General features: G+C 69.6%; 18 protein-coding genes. 6 read left to right on the forward strand and 12 right to left on the reverse strand.

Annotation, left to right across the window (positions count from 1 at the left end):
* Positions 1-131: 131 nt before the first annotated feature.
* The 3 genes from ACFYWS_RS35900 to thyX form a co-directional block, all read right to left on the reverse strand.
* Entirely contained in the window at positions 132-1,817 is a 1,686-nt protein-coding gene (locus ACFYWS_RS35900) for a ribonuclease J (protein ID WP_389283473.1), read from the reverse strand.
* Positions 1,818-1,964: 147 nt separating this feature from the next.
* Positions 1,965-2,864 (reverse strand): 4-hydroxy-tetrahydrodipicolinate synthase, encoded by a 900-nt coding sequence (gene dapA, locus ACFYWS_RS35905; protein ID WP_389283474.1) that lies wholly within the window; start codon positions 2,862-2,864, stop codon positions 1,965-1,967.
* Between the two features lie 219 nt (positions 2,865-3,083).
* Positions 3,084-3,824, reverse strand: a complete 741-nt coding sequence (gene thyX, locus ACFYWS_RS35910) for an FAD-dependent thymidylate synthase (RefSeq protein WP_327661216.1) — start codon at positions 3,822-3,824, stop codon at positions 3,084-3,086.
* 220 nt (positions 3,825-4,044) lie between these two features.
* Here thyX and ACFYWS_RS35915 point away from each other — a divergent pair, with 220 nt between their 5' ends.
* Positions 4,045-4,284, forward strand: coding sequence for a hypothetical protein (locus tag ACFYWS_RS35915; RefSeq protein WP_389283476.1), 240 nt, complete (start codon positions 4,045-4,047; stop codon positions 4,282-4,284).
* Positions 4,285-4,400: 116 nt separating this feature from the next.
* Positions 4,401-4,955, forward strand: a complete 555-nt coding sequence (locus ACFYWS_RS35920) for a hypothetical protein (protein WP_389283478.1) — start codon at positions 4,401-4,403, stop codon at positions 4,953-4,955.
* 4 nt (positions 4,956-4,959) lie between these two features.
* Here ACFYWS_RS35920 and ACFYWS_RS35925 read toward each other — a convergent pair whose 3' ends face one another.
* The 6 genes from ACFYWS_RS35925 to eccD all read right to left on the reverse strand — a co-directional run bounded on the left by ACFYWS_RS35925 (position 4,960) and on the right by eccD (position 12,081).
* Complete coding sequence (locus ACFYWS_RS35925) at positions 4,960-5,412, reverse strand: hypothetical protein (protein ID WP_389283480.1); 453 nt, start codon at positions 5,410-5,412, stop codon at positions 4,960-4,962.
* A gap of 9 nt (positions 5,413-5,421) precedes the next feature.
* On the reverse strand, positions 5,422-6,177 hold the full coding sequence (gene dapB / locus ACFYWS_RS35930) for a 4-hydroxy-tetrahydrodipicolinate reductase (protein ID WP_389283482.1): 756 nt from the start codon (positions 6,175-6,177) through the stop codon (positions 5,422-5,424).
* Between the two features lie 61 nt (positions 6,178-6,238).
* Positions 6,239-7,615, reverse strand: coding sequence for a M16 family metallopeptidase (locus ACFYWS_RS35935; RefSeq protein ID WP_389283484.1), 1,377 nt, complete (start codon positions 7,613-7,615; stop codon positions 6,239-6,241).
* Complete coding sequence (locus ACFYWS_RS35940) at positions 7,612-9,828, reverse strand: polyribonucleotide nucleotidyltransferase (RefSeq protein WP_389283486.1); 2,217 nt, start codon at positions 9,826-9,828, stop codon at positions 7,612-7,614. The genes ACFYWS_RS35935 and ACFYWS_RS35940 overlap by 4 nt, the downstream gene beginning before the upstream one ends.
* A 292-nt stretch (positions 9,829-10,120) precedes the next feature.
* Positions 10,121-10,408, reverse strand: coding sequence for a 30S ribosomal protein S15 (gene rpsO / locus ACFYWS_RS35945; RefSeq protein ID WP_326023811.1), 288 nt, complete (start codon positions 10,406-10,408; stop codon positions 10,121-10,123).
* 203 nt (positions 10,409-10,611) lie between these two features.
* Positions 10,612-12,081 carry a type VII secretion integral membrane protein EccD gene (gene eccD, locus ACFYWS_RS35950; RefSeq protein WP_389283487.1) on the reverse strand — a complete coding sequence of 490 codons (1,470 nt, stop codon included), beginning with the start codon at positions 12,079-12,081 and terminating at the stop codon, positions 10,612-10,614.
* Between the two features lie 284 nt (positions 12,082-12,365).
* Here eccD and eccCa point away from each other — a divergent pair, with 284 nt between their 5' ends.
* The 4 genes from eccCa to ACFYWS_RS35970 all read left to right on the forward strand — a co-directional run bounded on the left by eccCa (position 12,366) and on the right by ACFYWS_RS35970 (position 18,532).
* Positions 12,366-16,307 (forward strand): type VII secretion protein EccCa, encoded by a 3,942-nt coding sequence (gene eccCa, locus ACFYWS_RS35955; RefSeq protein WP_389283489.1) that lies wholly within the window; start codon positions 12,366-12,368, stop codon positions 16,305-16,307.
* A 287-nt stretch (positions 16,308-16,594) separates the two neighbouring features.
* Positions 16,595-16,867: a hypothetical protein gene (locus ACFYWS_RS35960; protein ID WP_389283491.1), complete on the forward strand. Its 273-nt coding sequence runs from the start codon at positions 16,595-16,597 to the stop codon at positions 16,865-16,867.
* A 139-nt stretch (positions 16,868-17,006) separates the two neighbouring features.
* Positions 17,007-18,029: an SUKH-4 family immunity protein gene (locus tag ACFYWS_RS35965; protein ID WP_389283493.1), complete on the forward strand. Its 1,023-nt coding sequence runs from the start codon at positions 17,007-17,009 to the stop codon at positions 18,027-18,029.
* A gap of 26 nt (positions 18,030-18,055) precedes the next feature.
* The gene (locus ACFYWS_RS35970) at positions 18,056-18,532 is read left to right on the forward strand and encodes a hypothetical protein (RefSeq protein ID WP_389283495.1); all 477 of its coding nucleotides are present in this window, start codon (positions 18,056-18,058) and stop codon (positions 18,530-18,532) included.
* 34 nt (positions 18,533-18,566) lie between these two features.
* Here ACFYWS_RS35970 and ACFYWS_RS35975 read toward each other — a convergent pair whose 3' ends face one another.
* Genes ACFYWS_RS35975 through ACFYWS_RS35985 form a run of 3 tightly spaced genes read right to left on the reverse strand, consistent with a single transcriptional unit; the run spans position 18,567 to position 21,873 of the window.
* Positions 18,567-18,938: a hypothetical protein gene (locus tag ACFYWS_RS35975; RefSeq protein ID WP_389283497.1), complete on the reverse strand. Its 372-nt coding sequence runs from the start codon at positions 18,936-18,938 to the stop codon at positions 18,567-18,569.
* A gap of 54 nt (positions 18,939-18,992) precedes the next feature.
* The gene (locus ACFYWS_RS35980; RefSeq protein ID WP_389283499.1) at positions 18,993-19,562 is read right to left on the reverse strand and encodes a hypothetical protein; all 570 of its coding nucleotides are present in this window, start codon (positions 19,560-19,562) and stop codon (positions 18,993-18,995) included.
* A gap of 55 nt (positions 19,563-19,617) precedes the next feature.
* Positions 19,618-21,873 (reverse strand): SUKH-4 family immunity protein, encoded by a 2,256-nt coding sequence (locus tag ACFYWS_RS35985; protein WP_389283500.1) that lies wholly within the window; start codon positions 21,871-21,873, stop codon positions 19,618-19,620.
* Positions 21,874-21,916: the final 43 nt, after the last annotated feature.

Consider the following 21,916-nt stretch of genomic DNA (forward strand, 5'->3'; position numbering starts at 1 on the left):
TCTTCTCCCCCCCGGGGGGGGGGTTGGGCCCCCGCCCGGGGGGGGGGGGGGGCCCCCGGGGGGGGGCCCCCCCCCCGCGCGGGGGGGGGCCCCCCCCCCCCCCCCCCCCCCCCCCCCGCTCCTTACGTGCCTCAGACCTCGACGACGACCGGCAGGATCATCGGGCGTCGGCGGTACGTGTCCGAGACCCACTTGCCCAGCGTGCGGCGGATGAGCTGCTGCAGCTGGTGGGGCTCGACGACGCCGTCCTGGGCCGACTTCTCCAGGACCTCCTGGACCCTCGGGATGACGGCGTGGAACGCCGAGTCCTCGATGCCGGAGCCACGGGCCTGGATGTTCGGACCACTGGTGATCTTGCCGGTGCTGGAGTCCACCACCACGAAGACCGAGATGATGCCCTCGTCCCCGAGGATCTTGCGGTCCTTGAGCGCGGGCTCGCCGACGTCGCCGACCGAGAGGCCGTCCACGTAGACGTAACCGGCCTGGACCTTGCCGGAGATCCTCGCCTTGCCGTCGACGAGGTCGACGACGACGCCGTCCTCCGCGATGACGATGCGGTCGTGCGGGACGCCGGTCAGGGCGCCGAGCTCGGCGTTGGCCCGCAGGTGGCGCCATTCGCCGTGGACCGGCATCAGGTTCTTGGGCTTGCAGATGTTGTAGAAGTACAGGAGCTCGCCCGCGGACGCGTGGCCCGAGACGTGCACCTTGGCGTTGCCCTTGTGGACCACGTTCGCGCCCCAGCGGGTCAGGCCGTTGATCACGCGGTAGACCGCGTTCTCGTTGCCGGGGATCAGCGACGACGCCAGGATCACCGTGTCACCGGAGACGATCCGGATCTGGTGGTCGCGGTTGGCCATCCGGGACAGGGCCGCCATCGGCTCGCCCTGGGAGCCCGTGCAGACCAGGACGACCTGGCTGTCGGGGAGGTCGTCGAGCGTCTTGACGTCCACCACCAGGCCTGCGGGGACCTTCAGGTAGCCGAGGTCCCGGGCGATGCCCATGTTGCGGACCATCGAGCGGCCGACGAAGGCGACCCTGCGGCCGTACTCGTGCGCGGCGTCCAGGATCTGCTGGATGCGGTGCACATGGCTGGCGAAGGACGCGACGATGATCCGCTTCTGCGCGCTGGCGAAGACGCCACGGACCACGTTCGAGATGTCGCGCTCCGGCGGGACGAAGCCCGGGACCTCGGCGTTCGTCGAGTCGGTGAGGAGAAGGTCGATGCCCTCTTCGCCGAGCCGCGCGAACGTCGGGAGGTCGGTCAGGCGACGGTCCAGCGGGAGCTGGTCCATCTTGAAGTCGCCGGTGTGGACCACCATGCCGGCGGGCGTGCGGATGGCGACCGCCAGCGCGTCCGGGATGGAGTGGTTGACCGCGATGAACTCGCAGTCGAAGGGGCCCAGGCGCTCGCGCTCGCCCTCGGTGACCTCGAGGGTGTACGGGCGGATCCGGTGCTCCTGGAGCTTCGCCTCGATGAGGGCGAGGGTCAGCTTGGAGCCGATCAGCGGGATGTCCGGCTTCTCGCGGAGGAGATATGGGACGGCGCCGATGTGGTCCTCGTGGCCGTGCGTCAGGACGATGCCCTCGATGTCGTCGAGGCGGTCCCTGATGGACGTGAAGTCCGGCAGGATCAGGTCGATTCCGGGCTGCTCCTCCTCGGGGAAGAGCACTCCGCAGTCGACGATCAGCAGACGGCCTTCGAACTCGAAGACGGTCATGTTGCGCCCGATCTCACCGAGGCCGCCGAGCGGGGTGACGCGCAGGCCGCCCTTCGGAAGCTTCGGCGGGGCGCCGAGTTCAGGATGCGGATGACTCAAAAGACTCTCCTCAACCATGCGCGCCACGTACCTATAGGCACGTGGCGCGCATGACGTTCGTGCAATAACAGTTGTGGTGGTTCCTGGGTCTTGCTGTTCAGTTGGTAATTCTGTTCATTCAGTTGTGAAGCTTTGCCAAGTCTGTGATCAGAGTTGTACCCCGCCGGCGGCAAGATCGATCTTGAGCTGGGCCGTTTCTTCCCGGGTGAGTTCCACGAGCGGCAGGCGAAGCGGTCCTGCGGGGACACCCTGGAGGCCGAGTGCGGCCTTCGTCGTGATGACACCCTGCGTGCGGAACATGCCGGTGAAGACCGGGAGCAGCTTCTGGTGGATCTCCGTCGCCTTGTGCACGTCGCCCGACGAGAAGGCGTCGAGCATGGCGCGCAGCTCGGGCGCGACGACGTGGCCGACGACCGAGACGAAGCCGCAGGCGCCGACCGAGAGCAGCGGCAGGTTGAGCATGTCGTCGCCGGAGTACCAGGCGAGGCCCGAGCGCGCGAGGGCCCAGGAGGCGCGGCCGAGGTCACCCTTGGCGTCCTTGTTGGCCACGATGCGCGGGTGTTCGGCGAGCCGGACGATCGTGTCGGTGTTGATCGGTACGCCGCTGCGGCCCGGGATGTCGTAGAGCATCACGGGAAGTTCGGTCGAGTCGGCGATCGCCGTGAAGTGGCGGAGCAGGCCCTCTTGCGGGGGCTTGTTGTAGTACGGCGTCACCGTGAGCAGGCCGTGCGCGCCGGCCTGCTGGGCCTGGCGGGCGAGCTCGATGCTGTGGCGGGTGTCGTTGGTGCCGACGCCCGCGACGACGTGGGCGCGATCACCGACCGCCTCGACGACGGCTCGTACGAGATCCGATTTCTCCGCGTCGCTGGTGGTCGGGGACTCGCCGGTGGTGCCGTTGACGACCAGGCCGTCATTGCCTGCGTCCACCAGGTGGGCGGCGAGCCGCTGCGCGCCGTCGAGGTCGAGTGCGCCGTCCGCCGCGAAGGGCGTGACCATGGCGGTGAGGACCCTCCCGAAGGGGGTCTGCGGAGTCGAGGTCGGAGCCATGGGTAACACGCTACTCGCTGCTCAGTACCGGGTCCCCCCTCGGGGGATGCGATAAGTCGGGACGAATCGCCGACAGGCCTGACAAAGGTGGAGCCCGGCACTGCCTGCTCGGGGGTTCAAGCAGTGCCGGGTCCGTTTGATCAGGCTAGATGAACTTTCCGAAAAGCCGCAATACGGACACTTCGGTCGGGTGCCCGCACATCTGTGCCGATACCCGGACTACGGCGCCACACGGCCGTTGGCATTGAACGCCGCGTACGTGAGCGGCATCAGCGCGGCCCACTCCGCTTCCATCTTCTCGCCGACCATCTCGATCTCCCGCTGCGGGAAGGACGGCACCTTGGCCAGCTCGTGCTGCGTGCGCAGGCCGAGGAAGTGCATCAGCGACCGCGCGTTGCACGTCGCGTACATCGACGAGAACAGGCCGACCGGGAGCACCGCACGGGCCACCTCGCGGGCGACGCCCGCGGCCAGCATCTCCTGGTACGCCTCGTACGCCTGGCGGTACGAGTCCTCCATCACGCGGCCCGTCAGCTCCTGCTGCGCCTGCGTGCCCTCGACGAAGCGGTACTTGCCCGGGCGGCCCTCCTGGACCAGCTTGCGGTCGGCGTCCGGGACGTAGAACGTCGGCTGGAGTTCCCTGTACCTTCCCGATTCCTCGTTGTACGACCAGCCCACGCGGTGCCGCATGAACTCGCGGAAGACGAAGATCGGGGCGCTGATCAGGAACGTCATCGAGTTGTGCTCGAAGGGGCTGCCGTGCCGGTCCCGCATCAGGTAGTTGATCAGGCCCTTGGAGCGCTCGGGGTCCTTCGACAGCTCGTCGATCGACTGCTCGCCGAGCGTGGAGACGCGGGCCGCGAACAGCACGTCCGTGTCGCTCGCGGTGTGCTTCACCAGCTCGACGGTCACATCGCCGCGGAACGTCGGCTTGAGGTCTTCAGCTGGGGTTTCGGTCATGCTGCCGGGGTCCTTCCCATCACTTCGCAAGGGCGGCGCCCACTCTACGGGCCGCCACTGACAACAGGGCATTCGATCGCTTCTCACGACGATCTCCGGCGAAGAGGCGCGAAGTTTGGTGAATTTGGTGAAACAGGGCACCCTTTGAGGCGATCGCTCGTCTGTGTAGATGAACACACTTTGTTCGAGCATCATGAGTCGCTTGAGGAGACCCAGCCCCATGTTCCGTCGGCGCGAGCCCGTACCGTTCGCCTTCATAGCCGAAGCCGACAAGTTCCGTAGCAACGTCGCACCGCCCCAGCGCGAGCGCCCCTCTGTCGGGCAGCGCGCCGCACGCGCGCTCGTCGGCCTCACCGTCGTGGCCGGCCTCGCGGGGGCCCTGCTGATCGGGATGCCGGCCCTGTCGATCGATCAGACCACGCAGCACGTACAGCAGTCGGAGGCGTCCGACGGTCACTGACGGTCGCCGCCGCGCCCTGTCCACCTCCGGCCCCCCTGGGGTGGAAGGCCGGTACGACCCCGGATAGCCTCACCGGGCACAGCCCCCATACCGCGTGGACCGAGTGAGGACCCGTCGTGCCCCTGCCCTTCCTGACGGCCGACCGTGCTTTGGACGAGGCCGCGGACATCCCGCTGCCCTTCGACGACCGCGACCAGTGGCGCCGCCCCTACCGCCCCGGCCCGTACCGGGTGGGCGCGGCCGCGCTGCTGCTGCTCCTGGCGTCGTACGTGCTGTTCGCCTCGGTGATCATCGCCGTCGCGGGTGACACGTCCGCCGCGACCGTCTGCGGCGTGCTCGCCGTGCTGATCATCGCGTCGGCGCTGCGGCTGCTCCGCATGGGGACCTGGGTGAGCGCGCGCGGGCTGCGGCACGTCGGCTTCTTCTTCACCCGCACGGCGCCGTGGGACCGGGTCGCCACCGCTCGTACGGTGCAGCAGCCCGTGCGTTGGCTCGGCCTGCCCCGCACCGTGCAGGGGCAGGCGCTGATCCTCGTACAGCGCGATCAGCAGGGGGATCGGACGACGCTGCTCACCAGTCACAGCGCGGACTTCCTGGGGCGGGGCACGGCTTTCGACCGGGCCGCCGACACCGTCGAGGTCTGGGCCGAGGAGTACCGCGCCCTGCGCTGACGCGTCAGACGCCTACGGAGCGGCCTTCCTGGAGCGCGATCGCGCGCTGCATCGCCTTCCGCGCGCGCGGGGTGTCCCGCGCGTCCCGGTAGGCGACGGCGAGGCGGAACCAGCAGCGCCAGTCCCCCGGCGCGTCCTCCGTCTCGGCCCTGCGCCTGGCGAAGACCTCGTCGGCGGAGTCGCGGTCGATGCGGCCGTAACTGTCGCGGCGGAGCTCGTCGACGGGCAACCCGCCCTCCGCCTCCAGGAGTTCACCGAGGCGGTTGGCCTTCGTGACGAACCGGGTGTTCGCCCACAGGAACCACACGCCGATCACCGGCATGACCAGCACCGCGACACCGAAGGTGACCGTCAGCGCCGTGCCCTCCCTGAGGAGCATGACGCCGCGGTCGCCGGCCAGGACGAAGTAGAAGACCAGGACGACGGCCGTGACGACATAGGTGATTTTCGCGCGCATCGCAGCAGGTCAGCCGTTCAGATCGAGGAAGTGTTCCAGGCCGAAGGTGAGGCCGGGGGCCGCGACGACCTTGCGGGCGCCGAGCAGGATGCCCGGCATGAAGCTGCTGTGGTGCAGCGAGTCGTGCCGGATCGTCAGCGTCTCGCCCTCGGCGCCCAGGAGGACCTCCTGGTGCGCCAGGAGGCCGCGCAGGCGGACCGAGTGGACCGGGACGCCGTCGACGTCCGCGCCGCGCGCTCCGTCGAGCGCTGTGGCCGTGGCGTCGGGCGCGGGGGCGCTGCCCGCCTTCTCCCGCGCCGCCGCGATCAGCTGCGCGGTGCGGGCGGCCGTGCCGGACGGGGCGTCGACCTTCTTCGGGTGGTGCAGCTCGATGACCTCAACGGACTCGAAGTAGGGCGCTGCCACCTCCGCGAACTTCATGGTCAGGACCGCGCCGATGGAGAAGTTCGGGGCGATGAGCACGCCCGTCGCCGGGGAGTCCGCCAGCCACTGGTTCAGCTGCGCGAGGCGCTCGTCGGTCCAGCCCGTGGTGCCGACGACGGCGTGGATTCCGTGGCGTACACAGAACTCCAGGTTGTCCATCACCGAGTCGGGCGTGGTCAGTTCGACCGCGACCTGGGCGCCGGACTCGACGAGGACGTCCAGCTTGTCGCCACGGCCGAGGGCCGCGACCAGCTCCATGTCCTCGGCCGCCTCGACGGCCCGAACGGCCTCGGAGCCGATGCGGCCCTTGGCCCCGATGACCGCCACGCGCAGCTTGCTCATGATCTCCCAGTTCCTTCGGTGCGTGCTGAAATGCGTACGGAAAAGCGTACGGAGAACGGTGTTACGCGACCGCTTCGTGCAGGCGCGACGCCTGCTTGTCCTTGAGCGGGCCGATGACCGACAGGGACGGGCGCTGTCCCAGGATGTCGCGTGCGACCGCGCGCACCTCGTCCGGGGTCACCGCCGAGATGCGCTCCAGCATCGCGTCGACCGACATCTGCTCGCCCCAGCACAGCTCGCTCTTGCCGATGCGGTGCATGAGCGCCCCGGTGTCCTCCAGGCCGAGGACCGTGGAACCGGCGAGCTGGCCGATGGCGCGGCGGATCTCGTCGTCACTGATGCCGTGCTGCGCGACCTGGTCCAGCTCGTCGCGGCAGATCTTCAGCACGTCGTGCACCTGGCTCGGCCGGCAGCCCGCGTAGACACCGAAGAGTCCGCAGTCGGCGAAGCCCGACGTGTACGAGTACACGCTGTACGCCAACCCGCGCTTCTCCCGGACCTCCTGGAACAGGCGGGACGACATGCCGCCGCCGAGCGCCGTGTTGAGCACGCCCATGGCCCACCGGCGGTCGTCCGTGCGGGCGAGGCCCGGCATGCCGAGGATGACGTGGGCCTGCTCGGTCTTGCGGCCGAGGAGTTCCATGCGTCCCGCGGCGCGCAGGGTCTTGCGGCCGGTGCGCGGGGCGACCGGCGCCGCGACGTCCTGCGGGACACCCGCCTTGTCGAAGGCGGCGCGGACCTGGCGTACGACCTTGTTGTGGTCGACGTTGCCGGCCGCGGCCACGACCAGGTGCGTCGGGTCGTAGTGCTTCTTGTAGAAGCGCGTGATCTGGTTCCGGCCGAGCGCGTTGATCGTGTCGACCGAGCCGAGGACCGGGCGGCCGAGCGGGGTGTCGCCGAGCATCGTGTGCGAGAACAGGTCGTGCACGACGTCGCCCGCGTCGTCCTCGGTCATCGCGATCTCTTCGAGGATCACGCCGCGCTCCGCGTCGACGTCCTCCTCCGCGATGAGCGAGCCGGTCAGCATGTCGCAGACGACGTCGATGGCGAGCGGCAGGTCGGTGTCGAGCACGCGCGCGTAGTAGCAGGTGAACTCCTTCGCCGTGAAGGCGTTCATCTCGCCGCCGACCGCGTCGATGGCGGCCGAGATGTCCAGCGCGCTGCGCTTCTTGGTGCCCTTGAAGAGCAGGTGCTCCAGGTAGTGCGTCGCACCGTTCAGCGTCGGCGTCTCGTCGCGCGAGCCCACGTGCGCCCAGATGCCGAAGGTGGCCGAGCGGACGGAGGGCAGGGTCTCGGTGACGATGCGCAGGCCGTTCGGCAGCGTCGTCTTGCGGACCGTGCCGATACCGCCTGTGCCCTTGATGAGTGTTTGGGTACGGGCGACGGCCCGCCCCTCCGAAGAGGTGCGGGCCGTCGTCTCGGTGCTACGGGACGTCACTTGTCGGTGTCGTCCTTCGCGTCGTCCTCGTCCTCGCCCTCGACCACGGGGATCAGGGAGAGCTTGCCGCGGGAGTCGATCTCGGCGATCTCGACCTGGACCTTCTGGCCCACGCCGACAACGTCCTCGACGTTCTCCACGCGCTTGCCGCCGGCGAGCTTGCGGATCTGCGAGATGTGCAGCAGACCGTCCTTGCCCGGCATGAGCGAGACGAACGCGCCGAAGGTCGTCGTCTTCACGACGGTGCCCAGGTAGCGCTCGCCGACCTCCGGCATGGTCGGGTTGGCGATGCCGTTGATCGTGGCGCGGGCGGCCTCGGCCTGCGAACCCTGCTGGGCACCGATGTAGATGGTGCCGTCGTCCTCGATCGTGATGTCGGCGCCGGTGTCCTCCTGGATCTGGTTGATCATCTTGCCCTTCGGGCCGATGACCTCACCGATCTTGTCCACGGGGATCTTGACGGTGATGATCCGCGGGGCGTTCGGGGACATCTCGTCCGGGACGTCGATCGCTTCCATCATCACGTCGAGGATGTGGAGGCGGGCGTCACGGGCCTGCTTGAGGGCGGCGGCCAGGACGGAGGCCGGGATGCCGTCGAGCTTCGTGTCCAGCTGGAGCGCGGTCACGAACTCCTTGGTGCCGGCGACCTTGAAGTCCATGTCACCGAACGCGTCCTCGGCACCGAGGATGTCGGTGAGAGCGACGTAGTGCGTCTCGCCCTTGATCTCCTGCGAGATCAGGCCCATGGCGATACCGGCGACGGGGGCCTTCAGCGGCACACCGGCGTTCAGCAGCGACATGGTGGAGGCGCAGACGGAACCCATCGACGTCGAGCCGTTGGAACCGAGGGCCTCGGAGACCTGACGGATCGCGTAGGGGAACTCCTCGCGCGTCGGCAGGACCGGCACGATCGCGCGCTCGGCGAGCGCGCCGTGGCCGATCTCGCGGCGCTTCGGGGAGCCCACGCGGCCCGTCTCACCGACGGAGTACGGCGGGAAGTTGTAGTTGTGCATGTAGCGCTTGCGGGTCACCGGCGAAAGGGTGTCCAGCTGCTGCTCCATGCGCAGCATGTTCAGCGTGGTGACGCCCAGGATCTGGGTCTCGCCACGCTCGAACAGGGCCGAGCCGTGCACGCGCGGGATGGCCTCGACCTCGGCGGCGAGCGTACGGATGTCCGTGACGCCACGGCCGTCGATGCGGACCTTGTCCTTGATGACGCGCTCACGGACCAGGGACTTCGTCAGCGAGCGGTACGCCGCCGAAATCTCCTTCTCGCGGCCCTCGAACTGCGGGAGCAGCTTCTCGGCGGCCAGACCCTTGACGCGGTCCAGCTCGGCCTCGCGCTCCTGCTTGCCCGCGATGGTGAGGGCGGCGGAGAGCTCGGTCTTGACCGCGGCGGTCAGGGCCTCGAGCACGTCGTCCTGGTAGTCCAGGAAGATCGGGAACTCGGCGGTCGGCTTGGCGGCCTTCGCGGCGAGGTCCGACTGGGCCTTGCAGAGGACCTTGATGAAGGGCTTCGCGGCGTCGAGACCGGCGGCCACGACCTCCTCGGTGGGCGCCTCGGCGCCGCCCTTGACCAGCTGGATGGTCTTGTCGGTGGCCTCGGCCTCGACCATCATGATCGCGACGTCGCCGTCCTCCAGGACGCGACCGGCGACGACCATGTCGAAGACGGCGTCCTCGAGCTCGGTGTGCGTCGGGAACGCGACCCACTGGCCGTTGATCAGCGCGACGCGGACGCCGCCGACCGGGCCGGAGAAGGGCAGACCGGCCAGCTGCGTCGACGCGGACGCGGCGTTGATCGCCACGACGTCGTACAGGTGGTCGGGGTTGAGCGCCATGATCGTGGCGACGACCTGGATCTCGTTGCGCAGGCCCTTCTTGAAGGACGGGCGCAGCGGGCGGTCGATGAGGCGGCAGGTGAGGATCGCGTCCTCGGAGGGCCGGCCCTCGCGGCGGAAGAAGGAGCCGGGGATCTTGCCGGCCGCGTACTGCCGCTCCTCGACGTCCACCGTGAGGGGGAAGAAGTCGAGATTGTCCTTGGGGTTCTTCGAGGCCGAGGTGGCCGAGAGCACCATGGTGTCGTCGTCGAGGTAGGCGACGGCGGAGCCGGCGGCCTGGCGGGCCAGACGGCCCGTCTCGAAGCGGATGGTGCGGGTGCCGAAGGAGCCGTTGTCAATGACGGCCTCGGCGTAGTGGGTCTCGTTCTCCACTAGCGTTTTCTCCGTTACTTTCGTCTGATACGTCTTTTGTCCGCTGCTGCCCGTGTGGCAGAGGGACGGGGTGGAGAAGCGCGCCTTGGGTGCGGGCCGGTCTTCGATCGAAGCTCCCGGGGATCCTCTTGCGTCTCCGGGGGCCACTACCGAGGACCGGCGGCGGCGAGGTGCCGCTTCTCCTCATCTGCGTAGTCGTACGTCACCAGACTACAAAGCCTCGGTGACAGTGCGCACGTACGGCAAAGGGAGCGGCCCCCTCAATCGGGAACCGCCCCCTCTCACAGCGTCTTTATCGGGCGCCGGCCGCACCGCGGCGGATGCCGAGGCGCTCGACCAGCACACGGAAGCGCGCGATGTCCTTCTTGGCCAGGTACTGCAGCAGGCGGCGGCGCTGGCCGACCAGGATGAGCAGGCCCCGACGCGAGTGGTGGTCGTGCTTGTGCGTCTTGAGGTGCTCGGTCAGGTCCGAGATACGGCGGGAGAGCATGGCGACCTGGACCTCGGGAGAGCCGGTGTCGCCCTCCTTGGTGCCGAACTCGGTCATGATCTGCTTCTTCGTAGCGGTGTCGAGAGCCACGCTTACTCCTCGTAGAGTCTTGATTGCCACCGAGCGCCCCTGGTCTACATCTCAGGAGAGCTTCTGTAACTCGGAGGCGGGATCCGCTCGGCGCTGTCTCCCAGGTGAGTCCTGCTATGCCGGGAGGCGCGCACACAAGCGGCCGTCACACAGCGTACCAGCCACCCGGCGGCCGCCCTGACGGCGGCCGACCGGGCCCCGGATCAGCTGACCATGCTGCGCACCTGCGTGTAGAGGCCGAGCACCGCGAGGCACAGCGGTACGAGGGTCAGCAGGACGAAGCCGTCGAACAGGTCGAGCATGCGACCCCAGAACGGGGAGACGCCCTTGCGCGGCACGGACAGGCCGACGATCACGAGCAGGCCCGCTCCCGCGCCGATCGCGGCGGCGAACCAGAGGATGTGGATGTTGAGCGGGGCACTGTCGCCCTGGATGAAGCTCTGCAGGAGGGCGGGCGGGGTGTTCAGGGTCACGCCGAGGATCAGCAGACCGAGAATCACCAGGCCGCCCACGACCAGGGACGCGACCTGAGCGGTGTAGTCGAACAGACGGGCGCGCAGCATGACGGCGATACCGGCGGCCAGGGCGAGCAGCTGCGCCCAGACGTTGTCGGAGAAGCCGAGGACCACGCCGGCCGAGGCGACGGCGAGGGCCGCGCAGCCGATGACGAGGCCGAGGAGCAGCTCGTGCGCGCGACGGACCTGGGCGCCGATGCGGTCGAAGTCGATGTGCTCTTCCTCGTCGCGCCCGTAGTCGCGGCCCTGGGAGATCTGGTCGGGCGAGCGGTAGCCGATGGGCAGCCGGGCGGAGCGGGAGGACATGCCGGGCAGCCAGGCCATCGCGATGATCGCGACGACCGCGGTGACGGCGGCGACCTCGCTCGGCGAGGCCTCGGTGACCAGTGCGCCGAACGTGGCCAGTGCGCCGACGGCCGAGCCGAGCGCCGCGGCGACGAACACGGCGTCGCCGTGCGGCAGCAGCACCACGAGCAGCGCGGAGGCGATCAGCACCACGACACAGCCGGACAGCAGCTGCAGCCGGCCCGGGCCCGCGCCGGCCTCGGCCGGGAAGATCCCGGAGCCCGCGATCAGCAGGTGCGGCAGGGCGGCGAGGCCCAGCGAGGTGGACGCGGCGCGGTCGTCGTACACCCGCGCGCGGACCACGGAGAGGGACACGAGCAGGACGCCGACGACACCGGCGATGATGCCGGGCAGGCTGTGCATGTCGCGATCGATCGGGTTCGAGAACCAGAGGGCGAACGCCATCAGCGTCAGCAGCAGGACGCCCGCCCCGAGGCCGACGACGCTCATCAGGTTGTCGCTCCAGCGGCGCCGGTCGCGGCGGACCGCGGAGGCGACCGCGTCGGAGACGTCGTCGAACACGGCCGCGGGCAGCGACTCGGCGAATGGGCGCAGCAGCAGCACGTCGCCGTCGAGGACCCGTTGGTCGGCGAGCGAGCGGCCGGCGTCGAGGACGGTGCCGTCCCTGCGGACCAGGTGGTACCCGGTGGGGTCGCCCTCGGCCTGGCTCTGCCCGGAGAGCTGGAGGATCTCCGGGTAGATGTCGGCCAGAGCGGCATCTTCGGGCAGGGCCACATCGATACGTGCGTCCGGTGCGGCGACGGTGACCCGGCAGAAGCCGGTCCCGCCTCCAGCAAGAGCTGTGGTGCTCACCTCGCGGTTCCCCCTAATGTCATGACTTGGCGTGGTATCGGTGCGGCCGCGCGGCGTCCGGACGGCGTCACGCGCGGTGCGACAGCGTAGCGTCCTGAGCCCATCTCACCCCACAGGCCCCGGTACTTGACGAGAGTCAGTAGGATCACCGGGCACGCCGGAGCTCTTTGCCTTCGGCCTGGGGGTACCGCCAGTAACGGGGGCGGTCCGACATGTCCCGATGTGCACGACATCCGTGCGCGCTGTACTGATCGACGACTGAAGATTTAAGGACTGGTGCTTCGGTGAGCGTGGTCATCGTCAAGCGACCGCCTCGGGTGTTGCCACCCGATGTACCGACGGACGAGGTGCGTCTTGAGCCGCCGCCGGAGCTGGCACGGCCCGAAGACCAGAACCTGATGATGAGCCTGCTGCCCATGCTGGGCATGGGCACGTCCTCGGCGTTCTTCTTCACCTCGGGCCAGTCGATCATGAAGATCATGGGTGGCGTCATGATCGTCTCCACCCTGGCCATGGCGGTGGCCCAGCTGATCAAGGCCCGGCAGGGCGGCGGGGCCGAGATGGCCCAGGAACGCCAGGACTATCTCAAGTACTTGACCCAGATCCGGCGTGACGTGCGGACCACCGCGCGCATGCAGCGCGACGGGCAGTACTTCCTGCACCCCAACCCCGAGCAGCTGTGGGCGCTGGTCGCCGAGGGCCGCCGGGTGTGGGAACGGCGCGGCAGCGACTCGGACTTCACGCAGGTGCGGCTCGGGCTCGGCCCGCAGCAGCTGGCAACTCCGTTGATGGCGCCGGAGACCGCGCCTCTCGACGAGCTGGAACCGCTCACCGCGCACGCGATGAAGTCGTTCCTGGAGACCCACGGCACGCTGGACGCACTGCCGTTGGCCGTATCGCTGCGCTCCTTCTACCACGTGAGTGTCTCCGGTGATCCGGACACCACGTACGGGGCCGCCCGGGCGATGATCGCCCAACTGTGCACCCTGCACTCGCCCGAGGACCTGCGGGTCGTCGTCGTCGCGTCGCCCGGCGCGATGGCCGAGTGGGAGTGGACGAAGTGGCTGCCGCACGTGCAGCACAGCGGCACCGACGGCGCCGGCTCCCAGCGGGTGATCGTGGGTGACCTCGGCGAGGTCGAGGAGATGCTCGCCGACGAGCTGGAGGGCCGCGGCCGGTTCAACCCGCAGGGTTCGCCGGTGGTCGACCAGCCGCACCTCGTCGTCGTCATGGACGGCGGCACCGTGCCCGACGACTCGCTGATCGCGGGCGCCGAGGGACTGCAGGGCGTGACCATCGTCGAGGTGGTCCCCGGCGTCGTGGAGGAGCTGCGCGGATCGCTTTCCGTGCAGGTCCAGCCGGACAGCCTGCTGCTCGAATCGCAGGGCGGCACCCAGTACAGCGGCACCTGCGACACCCTGTCGCTCACCGAGGCCGAGGCGCTCGCGCGCCAGCTCGCGCCGCTGCGCGCCGGGTCGGCCGACGGCGACGAACCGCTTCTCGCCAACCTGGACTTCACCGAGCTCATGGGCATCGGCGACGCCGGTTCGGTGGATGTCGCGCGCACCTGGCGGCCCCGCACCCTGCACGAGCGGCTCCGTGTGCCGCTCGGTGTGGACCGCGACGGGCAGCCGGTCATGCTCGACATCAAGGAGGCCTCGCAAGAGGGCATGGGCCCGCACGGCCTGTGCGTCGGCGCCACCGGTTCCGGTAAGTCCGAGGTGCTCCGCACCCTCGTGCTCGCCCTCACGGTGACGCACTCCTCGGAGACCCTGAACTTCATCCTCGCGGACTTCAAGGGCGGCGCGACCTTCGCGGGCATGTCCGAACTCCCGCACGTCGCCGCCGTGATCACCAACCTGGCCGACGACCTCACACTGATCGACCGCATGCGCGACTCGATCACCGGTGAGCTCCAGCGCCGCCAGGAGCTGCTCCGGTCCGCGGGCAACTACGCGAACATCACCGACTACGAGAAGGCCCGCGCGGCCGGCGCCCCGCTGGAACCGCTGCCGTCCCTCGTCATGGTGCTCGACGAGTTCTCCGAACTCCTCACCGCGCGCCCGGACTTCATCGAGATGTTCATCCAGATCGGCCGCATCGGCCGTTCCATGGGTGTGCACATGCTGCTCGCCTCGCAGCGCCTGGAGGAGGGCAAGCTCCGCGGTCTGGACACCTTCCTCTCGTACCGGATCGGTCTGCGTACGTTCTCGGCCGCCGAGTCCCGTACCGCGATCGGTGTCCCGGACGCGTACCACCTGCCGAACGTCCCCGGCTCGGGCATTCTCAAGTACGACACCGAGACGATGATCCAGTTCAAGGCGGCGTACGTCGGTGGCGTCTACCGGGCCGGTGGCGGCGGTGGCGGCGGTTCGCGCACCCACCGGCAGCCGGTGCTCTTCACGGCCGCGCCCGTCACCGAGCAGATCATCCACGAGCCGGAGCCCGAGGTCGTTCCCGACCAGGTCGACGACGCGCTCGCGGACACCGTGCTCGATGTGATCGTGGCGCGGATCGTCGGCCAGGGCCCGCCCGCACACCAGGTGTGGCTGCCGCCGCTGGAGGAGTCCCCGTCGGTGGACTCGCTGCTTCCGCCGCTTTCGACGACTCCGGAGCGCGGCCTGCACGCCGCCGACTACCCGGCGCTCGGCAAGCTCGTCGTGCCGATGGCGCTGGTGGACAAGCCGTTCGAACAGCGGCGCGACATCCAGTACCTGGACTTCTCCGGTTCGTCCGGTCACGGTCTCGTGGTCGGTGGTCCGCAGTCCGGCAAGTCGACCCTGATCCGGTCGATCATGACCTCGTTCGCGCTCACCCACACCCCGTCCGAAGTGCAGTTCTACTGCCTGGACTTCGGTGGCGGCGGCATGCTCGCGATGGAGGGTCTGCCGCACGTCGGCGGGGCCGCCTCGCGCCTCGACTCCGAGAAGGTGCGCCGTACGGTCGCCGAGGTCCGCGGCATCCTCAACGAGCGCGAGGAGTTCTTCCGCGCCAACAACATCGACTCGATCGGTACGTACCGGACGCGCCGCGCGGCCGGGCAGTATCCGGACCAGCGGTGGGGCGACGTCTTCCTCGTCATCGACGGCTGGGCCGCCTTCAAGACCGACTACGAGCAGCTCGACCCGGTCATCCTCGACCTGGCCTCGCGCGGCCTCGGTTTCGGCGTCCACCTGATCATCGGCTCCGGCCGCTACACCGAGGTCCGGCCCGCCCTGCGCGACCAGCTCCTCAACCGTGTGGAGCTCAAGCTCGGCGACCCGATGGAGTCGGAGTTCGACCGCAAGAAGATGGAGGCCGTGCCGCTCGGCATGCCCGGCCGCGGCCTGACCCCCGACAAGCTCAGCTCGCTCGGCGCACTGCCCCGGATCGACGCCTCCTCCGACGTGGAGAGCCTCGGCCAGGCCATCGAGCACATGGTGACGACGGTCGCCGAACACTGGCAGGGCCCGCCGGCCCCGCCAGTGCGCATGCTGCCGACCAAGCTGCACATCAGCGAGGTTCCCAAGGGCAACGACTTCCCCGAGCGGGGCGTCGCGATCGGTGTCGACGAGACGACGCTGTCGCCGTCGTTCATCGACTTCGAGACCGACCCGCTGATGGTGGTCTACGGAGAGTCCGAGTCCGGCAAGTCGGCGATGCTGCGGATGATCGCCAAGCAGATCTCCGAGCGGTACGCGACGGACAAGGCGCTCATCGTCGTGGGCGACTACCGGCGCGCGCACCTGAGCGAGATGCCCGAGTCGCACCTCTATAAGTACTGCGCTTCGGGACCGCAGCTCCAGGAGGTCGTCACGAGCCTCGCGGGTTCCATGGGCCGCCGTATGCCGGGTCCGGACGTCACGCCGGAGCAGCTGCGCAACCGCTCCTGGTACGACCTGCCGGACGCGTTCATCATCGTCGACGACTACGACCTGGTGGCCACCAGCTCCGGCAACCCGCTCCAGTCGCTGCTCGAGTACCTGCCGTTCGCCCGGGACCTGGGCCTGCGCATCATCATCGCGCGCAGCTCCTCCGGTGCGGCACGTTCGTCCTTCGAGCCGGTCATGCAGCGCATGAAGGAACTCGGCGCGACGGGCCTCGTCCTCTCCGGCGACCCGGCCGAGGGCCAGATCTTCGGTCCGCTCAAGCCGCAGAGGCTGCCCCCGGGCCGAGGCATGCTCGTCACCCGCAAGGGTGGGGCGCAGCTGGTGCAGACGGCTTGGCTGCCGATGCGGAGCAACTAGGGTCCTTCTGACGGACCAGGCCGGATGCGGTCGGCCGTCGGCGATCGGTGCAGGCAAGCGGGCTCTGGTGGGTGCAGCTGCAAGGCGGAGGAGGGCGTCAACGCGGAGCGTTGGCAACCGACGACAACGCCACAGATGTGCGTGCCAGAGCCCGCGACTCCGGCAAGATCCGTCAGAAGGGCGCTAGCGACCGCCTAGGTGACGCGTACCGTACGGCGCCGGGGATCGGGTGGACCGACCCCCGGCGCCGTACGCTTTTGCCCGAACCGACGTGAAGGAGACGAGAGTTGAGCACGCCGCCCCGCACCGCCGATGAGGCCCTCGCGATCGCCCGGACGACGTTCCAGCCGCAATGCGCGGACGGAACCCCGGCGACGCTGAACGTCGAGGAGTTCGACCTCGGCTTCCTGGTCTACGCGACCTTCCCGCCGACCGAACCGCCTTCGTACGGAGGCAGCCACCTGGTCGTCTCGAAGGCCGACGGCTCGACGATGTACGTCCCGAACTTTCCGCCGGAGTCGGCGATCAGCCTTTATCGGCGGCAGGTTGGGCAGGGCTGACGCGGGACGCCGCCAGGTCTCGCCCTGCCCACTGTCACCGGGCGGCACTAGACTTTGCGGGTGCCGTGCCGAGCGGTCGGCCGCCTCGACGCACTCCTTGACCGTTCACCGCCCCGTCCGATTCCGATGGAGACCAGCCGTGACCACGCACGACCAGGACGAACGGCAAGCCGGACAACCGGCCGGTGCGGGTCCCCCCGCCGTCACCGGCCCCGGCAACACCGCCGTGTTCACGTACGTCGATCAGCGCACCGGCGAGGAGACGTACCTGACCCGCGTCTCGGGCCCCGGCCTGCCGCCCGTCGAGTACCAGGCATGGTCGGACCTGCGTCGCGCCGACGTCCCCGAGGGCAACGTGGTGGCGGTCCACACCGACCTCAGCCCCTCCTCTCTGCCCGGCGGCTACACCGTCGACGCGCTGACCGCCGGTTTCCCGAACGCCGCGCTCTCGTCCAGCCACCCGTACGGCACGGACCCCGCCGAGCGCGCCGAGGGCGTCGCCGCGCTCACCGCGCAGGCGGAGTCAATGGCACAGCTCGCGGGTCAGGCGCCGCCGCCACGCCCGCACCGCGTACCGCTGCCCGCCGCCCCGGCCTCGGCGACGCCGCTGCCGACGGACCTCCCCGGCAGCCTCCCGGTTCAGACCTACGGCGAAGAGCTGATCGCTTCGGCCGCGCTCCCTGCGTCCGCGCGTACCGCCCTCGCCGGGCCCGGGCTCCCCGCCGACGTCCGCTTCTTCTTCACCGCCGACAAGCCCGACACCCCGCCGCGCGGCGGCCTGTTCGTCGACGCGGCGACCCACCTGCGCGAGCTGGGCGCCGAGCTGTCCCCCGCCGCCGTCGGCATCCTCTCCGCGCACACCCGGATCGGTACGGACGGCCAGTACGTGATCACGGTGCAGCAGGAGGCCGGCAGCGTATGGGCGGCCAACCCGGCCTCGGGCAGCGGCCGTTACGTGAACGCCTCGGTCGGCGCCTTCGCGCACTGCCTCGCCACGCTCGCCACCACCCGGGACCTCATGCCGGGCATGAACCCGTACGAAGCGGGTGCGGCGGTCGCCGGTCTCCAGGCCCGCCTGTTCGAGCTCGACCCCACGTGCTTCGACGACGCCGGCAACTGGTGGTCGGTGATCGTCGAGCAGATGTGGCACGGCCTGTTCTGACCGTTCTGACACCCGAGAGGACCCTCATGCCCCGCGAAGGATTCCGTACCGATACGACGTCCCTGGCCACCGAAGGCACGAACTTCCAGGACTTCGGGACCGCGTTCGCCAGGGCGGCGGCCGCCCTGCAGAACGGCCTGGCATCCGTGAACGCCTGCGCCCCCACCAGCGGCGAGGCCCCCGCGCCCGAGAAGGGCCAGGTGGAGGGCTTCGTCCAGGGCCTGACCACGTTCGCCGACAAGGCGGACATGCCGCCGTGGGGCGACGACGAGATCGGCGAGAAGTTCGGCATCGCCTACGAGGGTCTGCAGACCGGCATGTTCGAGTCGATGAAGCACCTGGCTCAGGAGCTGACGAACATCGGCGGCGCGCTCGGCGCGATGGCCAAGAACCACAACGAGAACGAGTCCTTCAACGAGCAGCTGATCCGCCAGGAACAGAACGACGTCGACTTCGCGGCGGGCGGGGGCGGCACGACCTCCAGCATCAGCAAGGTGACGTGAGAGGCGGGCCTGCGGGGCGGGGCCGAGGCGGGGGTCAGATCGCCTGGCCCACTCCGATGACCAGCAGCGCGCCGACCATCAGCCACAGCCCCGTACGACCCATACCGCCCGCGCCCCGCACGGCGAGCCACAGCGCGCCGCAACCGCCCACCACACCAAGGGCGTTGGCGCCGACCGCTACCGCACCGGCGCTCCCCACGGCCTGGCCGACGAGTGCCGCGACGGCCGCCGCGAGGAAGACGCCCGCGCACACGATCCCCCGCAGCCGCTCGCGCCGCGCCGCCTCGGCGACCCTCGTCTGCTCCTCGGCGAGCGCGCGCTCCTCCGGCGGCAGCTCGGTCTCCCACTTCCGCGAGAAGTCCGCCTCCCACTGCAGGCCGGTGCCGTCTCCACCCGTACGTGTCATGCCCGCGACCCTAACCGACCAGCGGTACGCGGCTCATCCCGAGCCCGCCCGGGGCTACGGCTCGTAGTGGTCGACGAGACTCTGCGTCGCCGCCTCCCAGAAGTAGGCGCCGCCCAGGACCCGCGGGAGCGCCTCGACGAAGTCGCCGAACTCTTGGAGGGCGGCTTCCAGGGCCTCCTCGCGTACGTCTTCGTCGTCGAGGTCGTCGAGCTGGTCCATTTCCTTGACGATGGCGGCGCCCGCGTGGGCGACCGAGGCGAACTCGTGCGCGGAGGCCATGCCGGAGGCGGTGTCCCACCCGTTGGGGTCGTAGACCGAGATCTCGCCGGTGGGCAGCTCCATGAGGTGGTACTCGCTGCCGTAGACGCCGACGCAGTCGCAGGACGCGGGGATCACGTCGTCCTTGCCGTAGTGACCGGCGAAGATCTCGGCAGGCTCGGCGGCCCAGCCGGCCGCGCCACCCTTCCCCTGGTAGCCGCCGTTCTCGATGTCGATCACGGGGAAGAACGTCCCCGAGTCGCCGGTGCACGCCTCTACCCACTCCTGGGACGGGGTGCGGAGCCGGGCGATGACGGCGGCGGGGGTGGGGTCGTTCAGGATCGCGAGGGACAAGGGCTGCTCCATTCGTACGGACTCCGAAGGTTCTCGGTCCAACAGCTGTATGCGGCGTGGTCGCTGATCAGATGACTTCCTGCAGCCCCTCGGTCCACCAGCCGTAGGCGGCGTGCGGGCTGATATCGCGGAGGCGGTCCTCCAACTCGCTGCGCAGGCCGAAGAGTTCGCTGTGCGTGTACGACATCGGGAAGTGGCCGCGGATGACCGCCCAGGTGGTGACAAGGCGGACGAAAACGTCCAGGTTCTCGGCCATGAGGTGGGGGGCCTCGTAGTCGACGTTCCACTTCCCCGAGTCCCAGTCGGGGTCCCAGTCGTCGCCGGGCGGGGCGGCGTCGGGGAGGTCCGTCTCGGTCCAGTTGCCGTTGCGGGGCAGGCGGTAGACCCTGCCGGTGGTCGCGTGCACGGCGATGGGGCCACCGTTCCAGTCGCCCAGAACGTAGAGGGGCAGGTCGCGGACGCGCGGTAGCGGGGTCTCCAGGTCGACGCCCAGATCGATCTCGGCCGCCGCCAGGACCGGCAGTCCGGTCACGGTCAGGGTGTGGCGGGCGTGGGAGTCGCTGAGGTCCGCGGGGAGCCGCGGCTCGGAGAGGCGGGTCATGGACTGCGTACCGAACGCCAGCTCCGGGGACGACGCGAAGTCTGTCTGGCCTGGGGCGACATGGCAGGGATGCACGTCGATGAGCGCGGCCGCGTCCGGAGACGCCATGGCGAGGCCAAGAAGGTCGTCCTCATCGGCGTCCAGGTCGCCGTCCCAGTCCTCGTCCGCGTCGAACTCGTCATCCTCGTCAACCGTCTGCGGGCCCGGGAACCCGTCTGTGAACCGCTCTGGATCCGTGGCCTCGGCCGCGAAGATTCCGCCGGTCGACGCCACCACGACCAGCTCTCCCACCGCCAACCGGTCCCGCACGAGCCCCGGCTCCGCAGGGAACGGGTCGAATGCGGCCCACGCCCGCAAGCGGCCACTCCCGCCCTGCCACAACGGCTCACGCTCTCCGTAGGCGGGCACGGCGCCCGTCCACGGGCCGGCGAGAGCGTCACCCGTGGCCGCGTCGAACACCCAGTAGCGCGGCTTCGACGGAGTGTCGTCCCGCGCGACGACAGCCGTCCGCCCCTCCGGATCCCAGCCCTCGGGCGCGAGCTCCAGCCCGGTCACCGGGCCGGGGAACACCCGCCGCGGGTCGATGACGCCCGGCGGACGCCAGTGCGACCAGCGCACCGTCCACGGTCGGTCCGGGTGCGCCTCGGCCACGGCCTCCGCCGTCGCCTCGTCACCCTGCGCCCGCGCCGCCAGGGCCAGCCACGACGCCCTCTCATCGAACTCGAACGTGCGCAGCCCGGCCGCCTCCAGATCGCTCGCGCAGCCGGCCAACGTAGGGGCCGACCATGCGGCATAGCGGTCGCGGAAGGCGGGATCCATCCGTACGGCGTCCAGGTGGGCACGCACCACCCCTTCGGCCTCGACAAGACTGTGCGGCGAAAGCCGCGCCAACAGCCTTGGGTCGCCCTTCAGTTCATGGAAGGACTCGCCGTACCTTCCTCCCCGCGCCGCGTGCCTGGCCAACGCGAAGACGGCGTAGCGCCCCACACCGTTCGCGGTCTCGTCGATCCGGTCCCGCAGCCACGCCGTCATCTCGGCATGGACACGTCGTGCATGGCCGCGATCCACCAAGCCTGCCAGTTCATCTCGACGCGACCAATCGTCGAACCAGACACTGCCGTTCTCGGCGACCGAGATCTCCGATGCGTCCAGGGGCAACTCAAGATCGCCCCCATTGAGCAGACTGGAGAGTTGGCGCCACACCTCGACGGAAGCCGAGGACGACTGCACCAGGGTGAGCGCCTGTAGCGCCCACTCGCGCAGCTCGGCCGGGGAGCGGTCCTCATCGGGCTGCCGCCACGGGGCCTCGACCTCCAGGCGCGGTCGGGACACGAACTGCCGGTCGGACCAGCCCACTTCGATCACGACCAACGCACCTGTCATCCTGACGATCTCACGGTTCAGGAGGTTCAGTACGGCCTCCGGGTAGCCGGACGTGCTTTCCGGAGCCATCTGCTGGCCTTGAGCGATGAGCACGACGGCGGGCCCGTCGCCCGGCTGCACGCGCTCCAGCGCTTCACGCACCTGCCCCAGCAGTTCCTGCGCGGTGAGCGCCGTGGCGTCGATCCATACGGACCGAGGCAACAAGTCCTGCACCCGCCGGAGGATTTCACTGCGCCCCGAGCCGACCGACCCCATCAGCTCGGCGACGTGCAGTTCACTGTCCCGCTGCCAGTCCACAATCCGCTCGACTGCCGCATCCGCTGTGACACTCTCGTGCATGACTGCCGGTTTCTCCCCATCGCTCTTGAACCCCTGGCCGTGC

Source organism: Streptomyces sp. NPDC002795, assembly GCF_042888725.1.
In the GTDB taxonomy this organism is placed as follows: Bacteria; Actinomycetota; Actinomycetes; order Streptomycetales; family Streptomycetaceae; genus Streptomyces.

Excerpts from the sequence above, each read along its gene's own strand:
- ACFYWS_RS35970 (WP_389283495.1), top strand. The coding sequence starts at position 18,056 with ATGCCCCGCGAAGGATTCCGTACCGATACGACGTCCCTGGCCACCGAA.
- ACFYWS_RS35975 (WP_389283497.1), bottom strand. The coding sequence starts at position 18,938 with ATGACACGTACGGGTGGAGACGGCACCGGCCTGCAGTGGGAGGCGGAC.
- ACFYWS_RS35985 (WP_389283500.1), bottom strand. The coding sequence starts at position 21,873 with ATGCACGAGAGTGTCACAGCGGATGCGGCAGTCGAGCGGATTGTGGAC.
- ACFYWS_RS35915 (WP_389283476.1), top strand. The coding sequence starts at position 4,045 with ATGTTCCGTCGGCGCGAGCCCGTACCGTTCGCCTTCATAGCCGAAGCC.
- thyX (WP_327661216.1), bottom strand. The coding sequence starts at position 3,824 with ATGACCGAAACCCCAGCTGAAGACCTCAAGCCGACGTTCCGCGGCGAT.
- ACFYWS_RS35980 (WP_389283499.1), bottom strand. The coding sequence starts at position 19,562 with ATGGAGCAGCCCTTGTCCCTCGCGATCCTGAACGACCCCACCCCCGCC.
- ACFYWS_RS35925 (WP_389283480.1), bottom strand. The coding sequence starts at position 5,412 with ATGCGCGCGAAAATCACCTATGTCGTCACGGCCGTCGTCCTGGTCTTC.
- dapA (WP_389283474.1), bottom strand. The coding sequence starts at position 2,864 with ATGGCTCCGACCTCGACTCCGCAGACCCCCTTCGGGAGGGTCCTCACC.
- dapB (WP_389283482.1), bottom strand. The coding sequence starts at position 6,177 with ATGAGCAAGCTGCGCGTGGCGGTCATCGGGGCCAAGGGCCGCATCGGC.